Consider the following 16,898-nt stretch of genomic DNA (forward strand, 5'->3'; position numbering starts at 1 on the left):
AAGGACCTGAAAATGGCCAAATCCATTCTGCACATTGATGCCTCTGCCCGCCGCGAAAGCTCTGTCACCCGCGACCTGAGCAAGGATGTCGTCGCCCGCCTGAACGGTGACGTGGTCACACGCGACCTGTTCGACGGCCTGCCGCTGATGAACGAAAGCTGGATCGGCGCGAACTTTACCCCCGAAGCCGACCGTACGGACGCGCAAAAGGAACTGCTGGCGCTGTCCGACACGCTGATCGCAGAAGTCAAAGCCGCCGATGTGCTGGTGATCGGCGTACCGGTTTACAACTTTGGCATCCCGACCAACCTGAAAGCGTGGGTCGATATGATCTGCCGCGCGGGCATCACGTTCCGCTACACAGAAGCCGGCCCCGAAGGTCTGGTGACAGGCAAGCGCGCCATCCTGGTTGCCGCGACCGGCGGCACACCTGTCGGGTCCGAAATCGACTTTGCCACCAACTACATGCGTCATGTTCTGGGCTTTATCGGTATCACCGATGTTGAAGTGATCGCCGCCGACCGTCTGTCGGTCGATGCCGAAGGGTCGATTGCCGAAGCCAAGGCACAAGTGGCTGCACTGGCCGCGTAAGCTGCACCTGGCCACGCAGACTTTGACAGAACGGGCCAGCCGGCCCTAGCATCCGGCGCATTGTTCATTCAGTGCGCCGGATTTTTCATGCCCTTTTCTGTTTTCACCACTTTGCCCCACCCAGCCCGATGAAAGTGCTGCAAGACACGCCCGACCGACTGATCCTGGACGAAACCCCGTGGTTTCTGGCGCTGATGCTGGCGGGGTTCATTCTGATTTTTGTCGGCAGCGGCCTGTTCATCATGTCAAGCGAACTGGTGTTCGGTCTGGTCTTTGCCGTCTTTGGCGGCGGTTTGGGGGCGGTTGTGCTGATCGCGCTGGTCGAGCGGTTGCAGGTGATCTTTGACCGCAAGGCCGGGACCGTCACGATCCGGCGCAAGTCGTTGTTGCGGTACAAACAGGTCACCCACGCGCTGCAAGACGTCAGCCACGCCGAGCTGGAAACCACGGTCGGGTCCAAGGGCACGACGCTGGCGCGACCTGTCCTGCTGTTGACGGGCGGGATGAGCGCGGGGCGGCATCCGCTGGTGACGGCCTATTCCAACCTGTCCGGCCCGCCGAAAATGGTCGCGGCCATCAACGCCTGGCTTTAGCGCCAATGCCGCCCACTGTTGACTCGGGCCGTCGCACGCCGTAAACGCGCACCCAACATCCGGGAGCATCAGCCTTCCGGTCCCTGACAGATCAGGGATCGCCCTCCGTCAGCGCGTTGCGCCCACGGGGGCGCTCTTGGTTTGAACTTGGGAAATTCCTCACCGCTTCCTACATAGGGGGCAGATCGAAACGGGCACGAAAGGCGCTTGGCATGTTTGAAAATCTATCCGAACGGCTTGGCGGGGTCTTTGACCGTCTGACCAAACAGGGTTCGCTGTCCGACGAGGACGTGAAAACCGCCCTGCGCGAAGTGCGCGTCGCCCTGCTGGAGGCCGACGTTTCGCTGCCCGTGGCGCGCGATTTCGTCAAGGCGGTGCAGGACAAGGCCACAGGTCAGGCGGTGACCAAGTCGATCACACCCGGCCAGCAGGTCGTCAAGATCGTGCACGACGCGCTGATCGACACGCTGACCGGTGAGGGTGAGCCCGGCGCGCTGAAGATCGACAACGCCCCCGCGCCGATCCTGATGGTCGGTTTGCAAGGCGGCGGTAAAACCACCACCACCGCCAAGCTGGCGAAACGCCTGAAAGACCGCGACGGCAAGCGCGTGCTGATGGCTTCGCTGGACGTCAACCGCCCGGCGGCGATGGAACAACTGGCCATTCTGGGTGTGCAGATCGGTGTCGACACCCTGCCCATCGTCAAGGGCGAAGACCCCGTCGCCATCGCCAAACGCGCCAAGACACAGGCCAGCATGGGCGGCTATGACGTCTATATGCTGGACACCGCAGGCCGTCTGTCGATCGACGAAGAGCTGATGCAACAGGTCGAAGCGGTACGCAATGTCGCCAACCCGCGCGAAACGCTGCTGGTGGTCGATGGCCTGACGGGTCAGGACGCCGTGCACACCGCCCAGAACTTTGACGACCGTATCGGCATCACCGGCGTGGTGCTGACGCGGATGGACGGCGACGGGCGCGGCGGTGCGGCGCTTTCGATGCGTGCGGTCACCGGCAAGCCGATCAAGTTCGTCGGTCTGGGCGAGAAGATGGACGCGCTTGAGACATTCGAGCCAGAGCGGATCGCGGGCCGTATTCTGGGCATGGGCGACATCGTCGCACTGGTCGAAAAGGCGCAGGAAACCATCGAGGCCGAACAGGCCGAAAAGATGATGAAGCGCATGGCCAAGGGTCAGTTCAACATGAACGACCTGCGCATGCAGCTTGAACAGATGATCAAGATGGGCGGCATGCAAGGCATGATGGGCATGATGCCCGGCATGGGCAAAATGGCCAAACAGGTCGAGGCGTCGGGCTTTGACGACAAGATCCTGAAACAACAGATCGCGCTGATCCAGTCGATGACCAAGAAAGAGCGCGCCAACCCTGCCCTGCTGCAAGCCAGCCGCAAAAAGCGCATCGCGCGCGGTGCAGGCATGGAAGTGTCGGAACTGAACAAGCTGCTGAAAATGCACCGCCAGATGTCCGACATGATGAAGAAAATGGGCAAGATGGGCAAGGGCGGCATGCTGAAACAGGCCATGAAAGGCATGTTCGGCAAGGGCGGCCCCAGCCCCGAAGAGATGGCCGCAGGCATGGACCCCAAGGCGCTGGAAGCCGCCGCCAAACAGATGGGCGGCAAGCTGCCCGGCGGTATGGGTGGTATGGGCGGTATGGGCGGCGGCATGGGCCTGCCGTCGGGTCTGTCCGGCTTTGGGAAGAAGAAATAGATGTCTGATCCTGTCACACGCGCCGCCGAGCTTTTGAAAGGCCACCGCGCCAGCATCGACCGGCTGGACGCCATCCTGGTCTATACTCTGGGCGAGCGGTTCAAACACACACAGGCTGTGGGGAAACTCAAAGCCGAACACGACCTTCCCCCGTCCGACCCTGCGCGCGAAGCCGCACAGATCGCGCGGCTAGAAGATTTGGCGACCGAGGCCGACCTCGACCCCGAATTCGCCAAGAAGTTCCTGAACTTCATCATCGCTGAAGTCATTCAGCACCACAAACAGCACCAGACCTGAAACGGGGCCATCCCCGTCAAAGCCATCATTTAGGAGATACCAACCATGGCCATGAAAATTCGTCTCGCCCGCGGCGGTTCCAAGAAACGCCCCTTTTACCGTATCGTAGCCGCCGACAGCCGCATGCCACGCGACGGCCGTTTCATCGAGAAACTGGGCACATACAACCCGCTGCTGGCCAAAGACAGCGAAGACCGCGTGAAAATGGACATCGAGCGCATCCAGCACTGGATCGCCCAAGGCGCGCAGCCCACAGACCGTGTGGCCCGTATGCTGGAAGCCGCTGGCGTGACCCCAAAAACCGAGCGTAACAACCCCAACAAGGGCACGCCCGGCAAGAAAGCCCAGGCGCGCGTCGAAGAGAAAGCTGCCAAGAAAGCAGCCCTCGAAGAAGCCGCCAACGCACCGGCAGAAGAAGCAGCCGCAGAAGAGTAACTCTGGCTGCTATCTGATTTCAGGCCCGTTCCACGCAGGTGGGGCGGGCCTTTTTCGTGTGGGGTCAGAAGTGTGCGGGTGTCAGTTGCCAGGCAAAACCGACTTTTGCGACAGATCCCTGCCCCAGGGTGCGGCGCTGCGTCCGTAGCGCAGGAGTGAGCCCTTTCCGCAATCCCCTGCGCGGGATCAAGGCCGCAGGCCGCCGCACATCGCCGGGCCGTCCGCCGGCACGGCGATTTGGCTGCTGTTGAGTTCCACGGATAGCTCGGATGTGCTTGGCTGCCATAAAGTGCCAGTCACAGAAGTCGGATCGCCGCACCACGGCCCGACGATGCGCGGCTTTGTGACCGATTGCAAACGGCACCTCAGTCCTTTCGCGTGTCGTTCTGCGCCTTGATCAACGCCTCGATCTCCAGCAGGCGCTGCAACACCTCGTCGCGGTAGGTGTCGGTCTTTTCGTTGGTTTCTTCGTTGTGGGCGTCCTGCATCGAATTCACAATCAGACCCACCAGCAAGTTCACCACGGCAAAGGTCGTGACCATGATGAACGGAATGAAGAAGGTCCACGAATAGGGGTACACCTCCATCACCGGGCGCACGATGCCCATGGACCAGCTTTCCAGCGTCATGATCTGGAACAGCGAATAGCCCGACCGCGCCAGCGTGCCGAACCAGTCCGGAAAGGCCGCGCCAAACAGTTTGGTCGCCATCACAGCACCAATGTAGAAAATCACGCCCATCAGCAGGAACACCGACCCGACACCCGGCAGCGCATTGACCAGCCCGTCCACCACGCGGCGCAAGGACGGCGCCACCGAGATCACCCGCAGCAAACGCAAGATCCGCATCGCCCGCAGCACGCTGAGGCCCTGGGTTGCGGGGATCAGCGAAATCGCCACGATCACAAAATCGAACACGCTCCAGCCGCGCCGGAAAAACGCGAACCCGCGCCCGTAGATCTTAAGCACGATCTCGACCACGAAGATCGCCAGACACAGCGTGTCCAGCGTCTTGATCAACGGACCGGCCGCCGCCATCGCCTGATCCGAGGTTTCAAGCCCCAGAACAGCCGCGTTGAACAGGATCACGCCCAGAATGAAATTCTGAAAGGCAGGCCGGTCGGTGAAGCGGGCCACGCGGGCGCGCGGGCCGGGCTGAGAGAGAGCGGATGAATCAGTCATAGCAGCACATATCGGATGCGGCCCCTGACTGCGCAAGGGGCGAAGTCGGAAGATGTGACGCGAAACACTAAGCGATTGCGCCATCGGCGAAAAACCGTGCAATCGGGGGCCAGGCGCGCGTGCCGCAAATGTGGCGGCTCTGGACACTCGGCGGCGGGGACGACAGGGTAATCCGCGTAAATCGTGCATCAAGGTTTTGTAAGTGTGTTCAAACTGTTTCGGTTGATTTTCCTGTTGCCGGTCGCTTTCGCCGCCGGTTGGATTTATGAAAGCCAGGCCGCCGCGCAACGGTGCACCGATGTGGGCGGCACCATGCGCGACGGAATATGCAGAGGTGTGAAGTGAACAAGGATGAACTGGTTTGCGTGGGCGCCATCAGCGGTGCCTACGGGGTAAAGGGCGAAGTGCGGATCAAATCGTTCTGCGCCGCCCCCGAAGACATCGAAACCTACAGCCCGCTGACCGACGAGACCGGCAAGCGGTCGTTTTCGCTGGCCATCGTGCATTCGGTCAAGAACGGCTTTGTCGTGCGCATCGCCGAGGTGGCGACCAAGGAACAGGCCGACGCGCTAAAGGGTGTGACCCTGCACGCGCACCGCGACCAGTTGCCGTCGCTGCCCGATGATGAATATTACCACGCCGATCTGGTCGGCCTGACGGTCGTGGACACCGGCGGCACCGAACTGGGCCGTGTCAAATCGGTGCAGAACCACGGGGCTGCGGACCTGCTTGAGGTGGCCTTGCCCGACAGCAGCGCCACGGTGTTGCTGCCGTTCACCCAGGCGGCGGTGCCCACGGTTGATCTGGCATCCGGGCGCATCGTGGCCGACCCGCCCGAAGGGCTGTGGCCGTGATCACGGAACCGCGAGCGGGTTTGCGAGTTTCCTTGACAGACGGGCGGTTGGCGCCTGCCTGCGAAAGGACAAACCATGTTGAAACTTATTCTGATCCTGCTGGTCGTGGCCGCCGTGGCCGGCCTGTTCGGCTTTGGCCGTCTGTCCGGGGCCGCATTGAGTGGCGCGAAGTTCCTGATTTTCATCGCGCTGGTGCTGTTCCTGCTGGTCATTCTGGGCATTGTCGCCATCGCCTGACCCGGCCCCTGATCGCGCATGGCGGCTGAACGGACCGCTGCCATGCGCATCATCATCCACGCAGGGTTTCACAAGACCGGCACCACCACGGTGCAGAAAACCCTGCGGGCCAACCGCGAGGATCTGCGCCCGCATTGCCGCATCATCCTGCGGCCCGGCATGGTGGCCCTGTGCGAGGCCGCGCGCGCCTATTCCGTCAGCCGCAGCCAGACCGATCTGGCGCTGATCCAGTACGAGGCCGCGGCGCTGGCCGATGGCTGGGCTGCGCGGGGCAAGGATATTGTCATCAGTTCCGAAGACCTGGCCGGTCACATGCCCGGACGGCGCGGGCTGACCGCTTACGACGCCACGCCGCGCATCATGAAGGCGCTGGTTCAGGCCTTTGCCGCGGCCGCGCCGGATGCGCAGCAGGTGCTGTATTTCACCACCCGCGCCGCAGCGCCGTGGTTGCGCAGCTGCTATGTTCAGCATTTGCGGGCCACGCGGATCACACAGGACGCCGATGAATATGCGGCCGACATGGCAGGGTCGGCCAATCTGGATCAGATCGTGGCACAGGTGGCCGACGCGGTGCCCCATGTTCAGGTCATCGCCCAACCGCTTGAGGCGTGCACCACGCCGCTGGGTCCGCTTGCGCCCCTGCTGGATCTTCTGGGCGGCATCGACCCCGCCACGCTGACGCCCCGCCCCCCCGACAACACCGCCCCGCCCCAGGGCAAGATTGACGCGATGCTGGCGCTGAACCGCTCGGCCCTGTCCGACGCCGACTGGCGCGTGGCCAAGGATACGCTGAAGCGCGAGGATTTCTGATGCCTGCCAAGATCGTGCTGCACATAGGCTTTCACAAGACCGGTACATCCACGGTGCAACAACTGCTGCGCACCAACCGCGCGCTGCTGAAACCGCACCTGGCCATGCGGCTGAAACCGCAAATGACCGACCTGCTGCACGCCACGCGCGGCTATTCCACTTGGCGTGACAAGATCTCGTTGGCCAAGGTTGCGCGGCGGTTCGATATGCTGCTGCAAGAGCTGCCGGGAATGCCGCGCCGCACGCTGGTCTTGTCCGCCGAGGAGCTGTCGGGCCATATGCCCGGACGTGGCGCGCTGGCCGACTATTCCGCCGCGCCTGAGCTGGCGCGTATCTACGTGGAGTGGGCTCAGCGGTATTTCCCCGCCTGCGAGGTGGTGATCTATGCCTCGACCCGCGATCCGGAAAACTGGCTGCGCAGCGCCTATGGCGAGCATGTGAAATCGTCTTCCATGACGCTGGACTTTACCGATTTCGTGGCCCGCTACGGGCTTGCTGCCGATCTGGACGGCGTGGTGGACGACATCGCCGCCGCCGTGCCGGCCCGTGTGTTCCGCGCGCGGCTTGAGGCGGCGCAGACCCAACGGCTGGGCCCCGCGCAGCCCTTGCTGGACCTGTGCAACGTGCCGCCCGAGACGATGGCGCGGATCATGCCGCCGCCGGTGGCCAATCCCGCGCTGGATCAGGATGTGCTATTGGCCTTGCTGGACGCCAACCGCACCTATACCGACCGTGATGCACGCAAGGCGGCCAAACATGCCATTCTGGCCGCTGCCCAAGGAAAAGACCGATGAAATCACATGGCCGCAAAAGCATTCGCGCGACGTTGAAGCCTTCGTCGCTGATGGACGAAACGCCCGAACTGGCGGGCGTCTGGCAGGCACGTATCGTGACCCTGTTTCCTGGCGCCTTTCCCGGCGTGCTGGGCGAAAGCCTGACGGGGCGGGCAATGCAGGACGGGTTGTGGCAGTTGCACACCCATGATTTGCGCGAACACGGGCTGACCAAGCATCGCAATGTCGATGACACCCCTGCAGGCGGTGGCGCCGGCATGGTGCTGCGCGCCGATGTGGTCGGCCCCGCCATCGCCGAGGCGCAAAGCCACGCGCGGGGGCGCTGGCCGATCCTGTATATGTCACCACGCGGGCGCCGGTTCGATCAGGCGATGGCCCGCGATCTGGCACGGTGCGACGGGGTGACCATGCTGTGCGGACGGTTCGAGGGCGTGGACGAACGGGTGCTTGAGGCATTCGGCATCACCGAGGTGTCCTTGGGCGATTTCGTGATGACCGGCGGCGAGCTGGCGGCGCAGGCGATGATCGACGCCACCGTGCGGCTGTTGCCCGGTGTGCTGGGCAATGCGGAAAGTGCCGTAGACGAAAGCCATTCGGCCGGCCTGCTGGAGCATCCGCAATACACCAAACCCGCCGACTGGCAGGGCCGCGCGATCCCCGAAGTGTTGATGTCGGGCAATCACGCCAAGATCGCCGAATGGCGGCGCGAGATGTCGGAAAAGATCACCGCCGAGCGGCGGCCCGACCTGTGGGCGCAGCACAAGGACCAGCGCGGGGACACCTAGTCCCTATTTCTTGGTCTGCATCCGCTGCACCATCTTCAGCACCATGCGGCGCGGCATCAGCGGGATGATCCAGTTGACGGCAAAGCCCAGCTTGGCATCGTTCACCGTCACCAGATCGCCGCGCATCATCGCATCATACCCGTGGCGGGCCACCGTGTCGGGCGTGGCCCCGCCGTTGTTCACCAGATCGGTGCCGTTCAGGTCACTGACATCGGCAAATTCGGTTTTGACATAGCCGGGGCACAGCGCCGTGCAGGTCAGCCCATGTTCGCGGTTTTCCTGATCAATCGCCTGACTGAAGGATTTGACGAAAGCCTTGGTCGCGAAATAGGTCGCCTGCAACGGGCCGGGCATGAACCCGGCGGTCGAGGCGACGTTCAGGATCTTGCCGCCACCGTTCGCCACCATGTCGTTGGCAAACAGATGCGACAGCGTCACCAGTGCTTTGACGTTCAGGTCGATCATCGGCCAGATCGCGGTCCAGAAACCGCCCCTGCCCGCCAAAACCTGCGTTGTTGATCAGGATGTCGACACTTAGCCCTGCGGCCTTCACCTGATCATACAGCGCCTGCGCGCCGCCTTCGGCCCCCAGATCCAGCGCAAAGACATGGGCGGTGACGTTGTGCGCGGTCTGCACTTCGCTTGCCAATGCGTCCAGCGCATCCTTGCGCCGCGCGGTCAGGATGACATCACCGCCTTGCGCGGCGTGATAGCGAGCGAATTCCATACCGATGCCAGAGGATGCGCCGGTGATCAGGGCCGTGTTGGGCATGCGTGCTACCTTTTTTGCAATGTTTCAAAACAAAGATAGCACGCATGCGCCGGTTTTCACCCTTTAGGACAACAGCCGTTTCAGCGGTGCGATGCGCCGGATCACCAGCGCATCCAGCGCCAGCACAGCCAACAAGGTCAGCCCGGCCATCGGAAAGGCCAGCGACACCGCCAACCCTACAACCACGGCCCCCTGCCACAGCGGCATGTCACGCGGCAGCGGCGGCGCGGCCAGCCGCAGGCCGTTGCCGTTGCGCCGTTTCCACCACATGACCACGCTGGTCAGACACAGCGTCAGCACACACAGGCAGAACAGCGTGTTGGCCAGAACGCTCCAGATGCCCAGCGTGCCCATGTGCAGCGCAATGCCAACCGCCATCGCCTTGCCCGCCCAAGAATAATCGTCATAGCGCACATCGGCCAGGATATTGCCGGTAAAGCGGTCGATGTGGGTGGTGCGGTCGGCGGTCGGGCTGACGCTGTCGTTGTTCATGGAATCGCGGGCCAGCGTCCAGACGCCGTTCGCCCCGCTGGGCAGGTTCATCTGGTAACGCCCGTCAAAGCCGATCCGCCGCGCCAGCGCGTCGATGCTGTCGATGTCCGGTGACGCCTGCGCCGCCGGGGTGCCCGCAGCACTGCCAGAGGCAGGCATCGGCGTTTGCTCCAACGCCCAGGGCACGTCTTTCGGCCCGTTGTTCATGCTGCCGTGGGTCTTGTCCGACAGGGGCACGTTGTCCCATTTCTCGGCCGGGAACTGGCTCCAGGCTTGGACCATCTTTTCGCCCCAGACGCCGGACCATGACAGACCGGACAGCAGGAAAAACACCAGCACCACGGAAATCCACAGACCGATGGACCCGTGCAGCGACTTCCACGCACTGCGCCCGCCCTTGAACGACGGCACCAGCGCCCGACGCCACCCGCCATCACGCGGCCACCACATGTACAGGCCGGTGGCAATCAGGACCATGCCCAGCGAGGCAGCGATTTCCAGCATCCGGTCGCCGGTCACGCCCAGCAACAGATCGGAATGGATGTTGTCAGCCAGATCATACCAGCCCGACCGGCGCGGCCATGTCTGCACCACTTGGGCGGTGTAAGGGTCGACCGCGACCATCGTGGCACGCCCGTCCACGTCCACACGGAACACCGCCGCGCGGTCTGCGGCGCGCGGGGCGACGTATTGCACCAAAACGCTGTCATAGACGGCGGCAAGGGCGGCATCGGCCTGCACACTGACGGCCAGCGGTGCCTCTTGCGGCACAACGGGGATGCGTTCGCCGTCACGACCGCCCAGAAAGGCGATCCACAGCATTGTCATGCCGGTCAGGGCAAGGATTGCGAAAAACGGGATGACGTACAGCCCCGCGTAGAAATGCCAGCGCCACGCGGCGCGGTAAAAGGCAGACGTGTCGGATGACCGCGCAGGCGCGGCAGTGGGGTCGATCGAGACCATGGAAGTGTCCTCTGACAGGAGTAAGTTGAAAAGGGATCGCGTCAGAGAAGGGTCGGAGGGCCGCGCGTATGGTTCTGGCTGCGCTGCGGTTGTCCCGTGACAAGCGCCACCGTCGGAACGGTCGGCACATAGGCGCGGATTTGCAATGCAGCGGGCACCATCAGCGGGCTTTGCAGCACGGCATGGGCGATGCCCGCAGACCAGTCGCAGCGGTCGTGCGGCACCTGGACCGGGTTGCCGTCGGCGTCCAGCGTCACGGTTGTGGTGCCGTCACCGGTACACAGCACCAGCGTGATACCACCCGCCTGTGCGGCCGGCATGGTGCCCGGCGTCAGACAGGAAAACACCACGAACAACAGCACATGCACCGCACGGATCAGCGCGGTTGTCTTGGCGTGCAGAGGTGGCATATACGAACCCATGCGCGCGTTTTACCAAGGCCGCCGCAATGCGCCAGCGCAAAACCCGCCTGCGTCATAGTGCGCAGGGGTACACCCGCGCCGACTGCCCCCTTGACCGGGCCTGCACATCCACCCTATACCGCGCAAGTTCGGAATCGGCCCATGCCGCCCGGACCGTTTGGCCTGTGGCATCTCTTCGATGAACCCGCACGGCGCGAAACGCACAACAAGGAACGATGCTTGAACACTCCCTGCGGGCGGCACTGCCGGACCCGGTGAAGACAGGAAGCTCTGAGGCGCGCAAATCTTCGTGGAGCAACCACGAGCACATAAGGAGAAGGTCAGATGAACCTGATCGCACAGATCGAAGCGGAGCAGATTGCTGCGCTGGGGAAAGACATCCCCGATTTCAAAGCGGGTGACACCATCCGCGTCGGTTACAAAGTGACCGAAGGCACACGCACCCGTGTGCAGAACTACGAAGGCGTCTGCATCGCGCGCAACAACGGCAAAGGCATTGCCGGTTCGTTCACCGTGCGCAAGATTTCCTTTGGTGAGGGCGTGGAACGTGTGTTCCCCCTGTTCTCGACAAACATCGAAGACATCACCGTCGTGCGTCGTGGCCGTGTCCGTCGCGCCAAACTGTATTACCTGCGGGAACGTCGTGGTAAATCCGCGCGTATCGCAGAAGTCACCAACTACAAGCCCAAGTCGGGCGCCAGCGCGTAAGGATCCGGATCATGAAAGCCGATACACACCCCGACTATCACATGATCGACGTCAAAATGACGGACGGCACCGTGGTGAAAATGAAATCGACATGGGGCAAAGAAGGCGACCAACTGTCGCTGGACATCGACCCCTCTGTGCACCCCGCGTGGACCGGCGGCTCCAGCCGTCTGATGGACACCGGCGGCCGCGTGTCGAAGTTCAAGAACAAATACGCCGGTCTGGGCTTCTAAGCCTGACCGCAATCATGACGAAGGGCGTGGCCAGCGATGGCCGCGCCCTTTTTCGTTTGGGGGGGGCACCGCGCGCCCTGCTCACGCGACCTTAACCCGTGGGCGGCATCCTTGGCCCCGTTGCAACACCCCGCCGGCGTGGGCCATCACCCCCGTCGGCAGCCCATAGGACCAGAGGCGCGCGTGCCGCGTCATATCTGAACGGTTCAGACATGCAGGGATAAAATCCTGTCTCACACTCCGATCTGGCGGCGCCGCCTTTTTTAACGGCTTTCCACGATCCACATCAGATGACATGAAACAACTGCCCCGAAGGTTTCGGGCGCAGGGGTTCCGCGTGATTATTTGCGACCCAGACCTGGTGTGGATAAAGGTTTGGTGCTTAGGACATAGCGCTGATACACCAAAGCCCGGAACAAGGCACGCAGTGCCGCCGGGCAGCGCCCGACCGCCCGTCACGCCGGAGGCGTGCCTAAAACAATCGGCGCACCTTTGGTGCGACGGGCGGGCGCTGCCCTATGTGGTCGGGCCACACTGCCGCATAAGCGTCACTAACCCTGTCATTTTTGCCCGCTTTGCCCCTCTCCCTGCTTTTCACAGGTCGATCCACAACATATAGTGTGCCAAAGAAGGCAAACCGCACAGAAACCGCGGATGCAAGGGGACAGGCATGGCGCATATTATCGTCGTCGGAAACGAAAAGGGCGGCGCGGGGAAATCCACCGTGTCGATGCACGTGGCAACCGCTTTGGCGCGCATGGGCCACAAGGTCAGCGCGCTGGATCTGGACCTGCGGCAGCGCACCTTCGGGCGCTATGTCGAGAACCGCCAAGGGTTCCTGAAAAGCGCCGAACTGACCCTGCCCAGCCCCGAAGTGCACGACCTGCCCGAGATCGACCCCGGCACCCTGCAACCCGGCGAGAACATCTATGACCACCGGCTCAGCGCCGCCGTTGCCTCGCTGGAGCCGGACAATGATTTTATCCTGATCGACTGCCCCGGCAGCCACACCCGCCTAAGCCAGGTGGCACATTCGCTGGCCGATACGCTGATCACGCCGCTGAACGACAGCTTTGTCGATTTCGACCTGCTGGCGCGGATTGATGCGACCGGTGACAAGATCCTGGGACCATCGGTCTATTCCGAAATGGTCTGGAACGCGCGGCAGTTGCGCGCGCAGGCGGGCTTGCAGCCCATCGACTGGATCGTGGTGCGCAACCGCATGGGCGCACAGCGCATGGTCAACAAGGAAAAGATGGAGCGCGCGATCAAGATGCTGGCCAAACGCATCGGTTTCCGCATCGCCCCCGGCTTTTCCGAACGTGTGGTGTTCCGCGAGCTGTTCCCCCGCGGGCTGACCCTGCTGGACCTGAAAGACATCGGCGTCAAACAGTTGAACATCTCGAACGTCGCCGCCCGGCAAGAGCTGCGCGACCTGATCAAGGCGCTGAACCTACCGGGTGTGAGCGTCGATTTCTAGGGTCAGGACCCATTAATCCTGCGCCGTCAGTTCGACAGATTTTTCCGCTGACAAGCAGCATCTGTGCAGGAATAGTGGTTCTATTTCAAATAGATGCGCCGCAGGCATCGGGAAAATCCGTCGAACCCGCAGGGCGGCGATTTCATTTCATTTCAGCGGCTTGGGCCGCTTGCAAATAGAACCACTATTGGCTGCACGACCCAAACCACTGAAATTTCGTGAAATTGCCGCTGACGGTGCAGGATTAATGGGTCCTGACCCTAAGACACCCGCTGCGCCAGCCGCAGCAACATGCGACGCAGGGCGGCCACGTCCTCGTCGCCCAGCATCTCGGCCAGTGCTTCGTCATAATCCTTGGCAATCTTGCGCAAATCACGATAGGCGGCCTGACCCTGCGGGGTCAGTTCCAGATGCTCGGCCCGCCGGTCTTGCGCGTCGCGCAGGCGCGTCAGGAACCGCCGTTCGGCCAACCGCTGCACCGCGCGGCTGATCTTGGTCTTGTGCAGCCCCGACCGGTCGCGGATGTCCGACGCGGTCAACCGCCCGTACATCCCCAGATGGAACAGCACCCGCCATTCATTGCGCAACATGCCATAGCGGCTTTTGTACACGCTTTGAAAATCCAGCGACGACGCCTCGGCGGCCTGGTTCAGCAGATAGGGCAGGAAACGCTGTAGATCGAAGGTGTCTTGATCGGCCATTTCCCACCTGCGATGGTTGTTAGTTACAAATTCAACTATTACACATGCAACGAATCTGCAAGGCTGCCGCATCAGGCACCGCACGGGAGGCATCGCAATGAACACGCACACCACGCCCAGCACAATGATCCAGGCACCCGACACCAACGGCACCACGCCCGGCTATATGCCCGGTTTCGGCAACGATTTCGAAACCGAAGCCCTGCCCGGCGCGCTGCCCCAAGGCATGAACAGCCCGCAAAAGGTCAACTATGGCCTGTACGGCGAACAGCTTAGCGGCACCGCCTTTACCGCGCCCAGCCACCAGAACGAACGCACATGGTGCTATCGCATCCGCCCGTCGGTGAAACACTCGCACCGGTTCGAACGGATCGACCTGCCCTATTGGAAATCGGCACCGCATATCCCGCAGGATGTGACCAGCCTGGGCCAGTACCGCTGGGACCCGGTGCCCCATTCCGACCAGCCCTATACGTGGCTGACCGGCATGCGCACGATGACCACCGCCGGTGACGTGAACACCCAAGTCGGCATGGCCAGCCACATCTATCTGGTCACCGACAGCATGGTCGACAGCTATTTCTATTCCGCCGACAGCGAACTGCTGATCGTCCCGCAAGAGGGCCGCTTGCGGTTCTGCACCGAGCTGGGCGTGATCGACCTTGCCCCGCAGGAAATCGCCATCATCCCGCGCGGTCTGGTCTACCGTGTCGAAGTGCTGGACGGCCCCGCGCGCGGCTTTGTCTGCGAAAACTACGGACAGAAATTCGACCTGCCGGGCCGTGGCCCGATTGGTGCCAACTGCATGGCCAACCGCCGCGATTTCAAAACGCCGGTGGCCGCATATGAAGACCGCGAAACGCCCAGCACCGTGACAATCAAATGGTGCGGCCAGTTCCACGAGACCCGCATTGGCCACAGCCCGCTGGACGTGGTGGCATGGCACGGCAACTACGCGCCGGTGAAATACGACCTCAGCACCTATTGCCCCGTCGGCGCGATCCTGTTCGACCACCCCGATCCGTCGATCTTTACCGTGCTGACCGCCCCCAGCGGCATCGAAGGCACGGCCAACATCGACTTTGTCCTGTTCCGCGAACGCTGGATGGTGGCCGAAGACACCTTTCGCCCGCCGTGGTATCACAAGAACATCATGTCCGAGATGATGGGCAATATTTACGGCCAGTATGACGCCAAGCCGCAGGGCTTTGTCCCCGGCGGCATGTCGCTGCACAACATGATGCTGCCGCACGGGCCGGACAAGAACGCGTTCGAGGGCGCGTCCAACGCGGACCTCAAGGCCGAGAAGCTGGACAACACCATGTCGTTCATGTTCGAAACCCGCTTCCCGCAGCACCTGACCGAATTCGCCGCGAAAGAGGCGCCGTTGCAGGACAACTACATCGACTGCTGGACCGACATCGAAAAGAAATTCGACGGCACGCCGGGCAAGAAATAACGCCCCCCGCGCCGATCTGAAATACCGGGCGGCCCGCGCGTGGCCGCCCACAATCCATAGGAACAACATATGCCCCTGATGAAAAGCTGGATCACCAGCGCCAATTCCGCCGACACCGACTTTCCGCTGAACAACCTGCCATATGGCGTGTTCTCGGTCGGGGACGACGATCCGCGCTGCGGTGTGGCGATTGGCGACATGATCCTGGATCTGGCCGCCGCCGAAGATGCCGGATTGATCACGCTGACCGAATACCCGCTGTTCGACGTGCCGTTCTGGAACGAGGTCATGGAAGAAGGCCCCGCCGTCTGGGCCGCCCTGCGCGACCGCCTGACGCAATTGCTGGCCCAAGGCAGCGCCGATCAGGACAAGGTCACCCCGCTGCTGGTGCCGATGGCCGATGCCACGATGCACCTGCCCATGGTCGTTGCCGAATACACCGACTTTTACGCCGGCCGCCACCACGCCACCAACGTCGGCACCATGTTTCGCGGTGCGGAAAACGCGCTGCCGCCGAACTGGCTGCACATTCCCATTGGCTACAACGGCCGCGCGTCGTCGGTCGTGGTGTCGGGCACCGACATCCGCCGCCCGTGGGGCCAGTTGAAGGGACCGAACGACGACACGCCCCGCTTTGCCCCCTGCGCGCGGTTCGACATCGAACTGGAAATGGGCGCCATCGTCGGCACCCCGTCCGACGGCCCGCTGACCGTGGACGAGGCCGACGCAGCGATCTTTGGCTACGTGTTGCTGAACGACTGGTCGGCGCGCGACATTCAGGCGTGGGAATATCAGCCGCTGGGCCCCTTCCAGGCCAAGGCGACCGCCACCACAATCAGCCCGTGGATTGTGACCAAGGCAGCACTTGAACCCTTCCGCACCGACACGCCCGCGCGCGAATTCGAACTGCTGGACCACCTCAAGGACACCGGCCCGATGCTCTATAACATCGACCTGTCCGTCACCCTTGCGCCTGCGGGCAAGGACGCCAGCGTGATCGCGCGCACCAACTACAACGAAATGTATTACTCGTCTGCCCAGCAACTGGCGCACCACACCACCGCCGGCAGCCCGATGACACCGGGTGACCTGCTGGGGTCGGGCACCATCTCGGGCGCAGAAAAATCCGAACGCGGCAGCCTGCTGGAACTCAGCTGGGGCGGCAAGGAACCCTTCACGCTCGACACCGGCGACACCCGCAGCTTTATCGAGGACGGCGACACGCTGGGCCTGCACGGCCACGCAAGCGGCGACGGTTATCGCATCGGCTTTGGCCCGTGCACCGGCACCGTGCTGCCCGCGCTGGACGATCCCTACAAGCGCTAACGCCGCTTCATCTTGCTAGACAAACTCCCGCCGGA

General features: G+C 62.7%; 20 protein-coding genes and 1 pseudogene. 15 read left to right on the forward strand and 6 right to left on the reverse strand.

Annotated features, from left to right (window positions below):
- The first annotated feature begins 12 nt into the window (after positions 1-12).
- From AAC077_RS07615 to rpsP, 5 genes are all read left to right on the forward strand, one after another.
- Complete coding sequence (locus AAC077_RS07615; protein ID WP_339768197.1) at positions 13-591, forward strand: NAD(P)H-dependent oxidoreductase; 579 nt, start codon at positions 13-15, stop codon at positions 589-591.
- 128 nt (positions 592-719) lie between these two features.
- Positions 720-1,184, forward strand: coding sequence for a hypothetical protein (locus AAC077_RS07620; protein ID WP_339768198.1), 465 nt, complete (start codon positions 720-722; stop codon positions 1,182-1,184).
- Positions 1,185-1,396: 212 nt separating this feature from the next.
- Complete coding sequence (gene ffh / locus AAC077_RS07625) at positions 1,397-2,914, forward strand: signal recognition particle protein (protein WP_339768200.1); 1,518 nt, start codon at positions 1,397-1,399, stop codon at positions 2,912-2,914.
- Positions 2,915-3,211: a chorismate mutase gene (locus AAC077_RS07630; protein WP_339768202.1), complete on the forward strand. Its 297-nt coding sequence runs from the start codon at positions 2,915-2,917 to the stop codon at positions 3,209-3,211.
- Between the two features lie 45 nt (positions 3,212-3,256).
- A complete protein-coding gene (gene rpsP / locus AAC077_RS07635; protein ID WP_339768204.1) occupies positions 3,257-3,646 on the forward strand; it encodes a 30S ribosomal protein S16 in 390 nt (129 codons plus the stop codon).
- Between the two features lie 365 nt (positions 3,647-4,011).
- Here the strand turns inward: rpsP and AAC077_RS07640 are convergent, their stop codons facing one another.
- Positions 4,012-4,827 (reverse strand): ion transporter, encoded by an 816-nt coding sequence (locus AAC077_RS07640; protein ID WP_339768206.1) that lies wholly within the window; start codon positions 4,825-4,827, stop codon positions 4,012-4,014.
- Between the two features lie 341 nt (positions 4,828-5,168).
- Between AAC077_RS07640 and rimM the strand changes: the two genes are divergently transcribed.
- The 5 genes from rimM to trmD all read left to right on the forward strand — a co-directional run bounded on the left by rimM (position 5,169) and on the right by trmD (position 8,307).
- Positions 5,169-5,681, forward strand: a complete 513-nt coding sequence (gene rimM, locus AAC077_RS07645) for a ribosome maturation factor RimM (protein ID WP_339768208.1) — start codon at positions 5,169-5,171, stop codon at positions 5,679-5,681.
- A gap of 75 nt (positions 5,682-5,756) precedes the next feature.
- Complete coding sequence (locus AAC077_RS07650) at positions 5,757-5,918, forward strand: DUF1328 family protein (protein WP_339768210.1); 162 nt, start codon at positions 5,757-5,759, stop codon at positions 5,916-5,918.
- Between the two features lie 18 nt (positions 5,919-5,936).
- Positions 5,937-6,728 carry a hypothetical protein gene (locus AAC077_RS07655; RefSeq protein WP_339768212.1) on the forward strand — a complete coding sequence of 264 codons (792 nt, stop codon included), beginning with the start codon at positions 5,937-5,939 and terminating at the stop codon, positions 6,726-6,728.
- Positions 6,728-7,522 carry a hypothetical protein gene (locus AAC077_RS07660; RefSeq protein ID WP_339768214.1) on the forward strand — a complete coding sequence of 265 codons (795 nt, stop codon included), beginning with the start codon at positions 6,728-6,730 and terminating at the stop codon, positions 7,520-7,522. The genes AAC077_RS07655 and AAC077_RS07660 overlap by 1 nt, the downstream gene beginning before the upstream one ends.
- Complete coding sequence (gene trmD / locus AAC077_RS07665) at positions 7,519-8,307, forward strand: tRNA (guanosine(37)-N1)-methyltransferase TrmD (protein WP_339768216.1); 789 nt, start codon at positions 7,519-7,521, stop codon at positions 8,305-8,307. The genes AAC077_RS07660 and trmD overlap by 4 nt, the downstream gene beginning before the upstream one ends.
- A 3-nt stretch (positions 8,308-8,310) precedes the next feature.
- Here trmD and AAC077_RS07670 read toward each other — a convergent pair whose 3' ends face one another.
- From AAC077_RS07670 to AAC077_RS07685, 4 genes and pseudogenes are all read right to left on the reverse strand, one after another.
- A complete protein-coding gene (locus AAC077_RS07670) occupies positions 8,311-8,772 on the reverse strand; it encodes an SDR family NAD(P)-dependent oxidoreductase (RefSeq protein ID WP_339769475.1) in 462 nt (153 codons plus the stop codon).
- Between the two features lie 61 nt (positions 8,773-8,833).
- Positions 8,834-9,079 (reverse strand): annotated as a pseudogene (locus AAC077_RS07675) (SDR family NAD(P)-dependent oxidoreductase); the annotation flags it as partial.
- 63 nt (positions 9,080-9,142) lie between these two features.
- Positions 9,143-10,534, reverse strand: coding sequence for a PepSY domain-containing protein (locus tag AAC077_RS07680; protein WP_339768218.1), 1,392 nt, complete (start codon positions 10,532-10,534; stop codon positions 9,143-9,145).
- A 41-nt stretch (positions 10,535-10,575) separates the two neighbouring features.
- Entirely contained in the window at positions 10,576-10,944 is a 369-nt protein-coding gene (locus AAC077_RS07685) for a hypothetical protein (RefSeq protein ID WP_339768220.1), read from the reverse strand.
- A 336-nt stretch (positions 10,945-11,280) separates the two neighbouring features.
- On the opposite strand from AAC077_RS07685, the gene rplS reads away from it, so the two are divergent.
- From rplS to AAC077_RS07700, 3 genes are all read left to right on the forward strand, one after another.
- Positions 11,281-11,664, forward strand: a complete 384-nt coding sequence (rplS, locus tag AAC077_RS07690; RefSeq protein WP_339768222.1) for a 50S ribosomal protein L19 — start codon at positions 11,281-11,283, stop codon at positions 11,662-11,664.
- Between the two features lie 11 nt (positions 11,665-11,675).
- The gene (gene rpmE / locus AAC077_RS07695) at positions 11,676-11,897 is read left to right on the forward strand and encodes a 50S ribosomal protein L31 (protein WP_028957141.1); all 222 of its coding nucleotides are present in this window, start codon (positions 11,676-11,678) and stop codon (positions 11,895-11,897) included.
- A gap of 670 nt (positions 11,898-12,567) precedes the next feature.
- Complete coding sequence (locus AAC077_RS07700; protein ID WP_339768224.1) at positions 12,568-13,377, forward strand: division plane positioning ATPase MipZ; 810 nt, start codon at positions 12,568-12,570, stop codon at positions 13,375-13,377.
- A gap of 260 nt (positions 13,378-13,637) precedes the next feature.
- Here AAC077_RS07700 and AAC077_RS07705 read toward each other — a convergent pair whose 3' ends face one another.
- A complete protein-coding gene (locus tag AAC077_RS07705) occupies positions 13,638-14,078 on the reverse strand; it encodes a MarR family transcriptional regulator (protein WP_339768226.1) in 441 nt (146 codons plus the stop codon).
- Between the two features lie 124 nt (positions 14,079-14,202).
- On the opposite strand from AAC077_RS07705, the gene hmgA reads away from it, so the two are divergent.
- Entirely contained in the window at positions 14,203-15,537 is a 1,335-nt protein-coding gene (hmgA, locus tag AAC077_RS07710; protein WP_339769476.1) for a homogentisate 1,2-dioxygenase, read from the forward strand.
- Between the two features lie 69 nt (positions 15,538-15,606).
- Complete coding sequence (fahA, locus tag AAC077_RS07715; protein WP_339768227.1) at positions 15,607-16,863, forward strand: fumarylacetoacetase; 1,257 nt, start codon at positions 15,607-15,609, stop codon at positions 16,861-16,863.
- Positions 16,864-16,898 lie beyond the last annotated feature (35 nt).

The organism is uncultured Pseudosulfitobacter sp. (assembly GCF_963976325.1).
Lineage (GTDB): Bacteria > Pseudomonadota > Alphaproteobacteria > Rhodobacterales > Rhodobacteraceae > Pseudosulfitobacter.